Annotated in this window: 1 protein-coding gene; it reads right to left on the bottom strand. The window is 32.4% G+C overall.

All coding sequences use genetic code 11. From position 1 onward, the window contains the following. Window positions 1-12 precede the first annotated feature (12 nt). Window positions 13-732, bottom strand: a complete 720-nt coding sequence (locus tag B4N43_RS08320; RefSeq protein WP_286734100.1) for a hypothetical protein — start codon at window positions 730-732, stop codon at window positions 13-15. Between the last annotated feature and the right edge of the window lie 512 nt (window positions 733-1,244).

Genomic DNA, 1,244 nt, shown 5'->3' with positions numbered 1-1,244 from the left:
GACGCCAATAAGCTAATATATTATACGTTCCGAAACGATGCTGGCCCCATTTTCTTTAGATAACCTAGCTTCATTATACTTTTTTATATAATTTAAAAACAACTCGTAACTATATTTTCTTTCAAGCTGAAATTGCTTTAATATGGTTGGTTCATCTTCTATTAATGCTGATAGCGCTTTAGCCCTTTGTTTTACATCATTCCCCAAAATATCTTTTACAACATCATTCAATTCAATTATCTCCCCAGAAGAACGCTTAAGAGCACACCAATATTTCGTTGTCGTGAAACCGAGAATAGGTCCAGAGGTTCCACCTCCCACCGCCAAGCTAGAGCTTTTAAAATAATAGACCATTATTTCACCATCCAGAATTAATTCAGCAAATCTTAATTCCTCTGATTTTTCTTTATTAATCCGAAAAATCTGAGGTTTTGTATTTTTAACCTTTTCTAGCCCTGTTTCGATATGAGAAGGCACGAAAATTTTGCTTTTACTATTTTGATAAACACGAAAAACTTGGTCTGGAAAAAAATCCATCTGCGTATCTCCATCACGCCATGACAATTTACTATCCGTAACTGAAGAAATTTTCCCATATAAGCTATCTCCATTCATGAAAACAATATAATCTGTATTATTAGATTTCTTTTGAGCACAAAGTGTTTCGGAAAATATAAGTAGAGCAATAACTGCCATCATTTGGCCCAACATTAATAATTTAGCCTTTTTCATTATATAAGTTAATATCCACAAATATACAATTCATTCCAATAATTCACTTTACCACCTGCAAAACATTAAAAAAATTAAACATTTAACTTAAATATCTATAGGTAGCGTATTATAATTGTCTCATTGCTCATGTTTTGAACATCCCGAGGCATATGGAATATTAAGTAAAAAATTATAAATATTTAAGTTAAAATTCCATATAAATGTTCTAAACTTGGACTTCTCTATTACTAGTTTTATGACCTCATTCCTGCTCGGCAAAACGAACGTTATCGGTTTGCGAATTTGATAACGTCAACAATACTCTCACTAAGAAGATCATACGTATGCATTTTGTTTATATAAAGCCATACCAGTAATTCTACATTAAGTAAGTAGAATGAGTTACAATAGGCTTAATTCGCTTGTTCAAGTTTTAGCACTAGAAAATTATCATACAGTAAACTCAAGCTTAGTGCTGCGATAACCGAAAGGCGGAGGATATGCAATAGCCTGTACATGGAAATACGGAA

The organism is Sphingobacterium sp. UBA1897 (assembly GCF_002337775.1).
In the GTDB taxonomy this organism is placed as follows: domain Bacteria; phylum Bacteroidota; class Bacteroidia; order Sphingobacteriales; family Sphingobacteriaceae; genus Sphingobacterium; species Sphingobacterium siyangense.
Note: the sequence above shows the minus strand (reverse complement) of the source record. Positions and strands in the feature narration are given on the sequence as shown.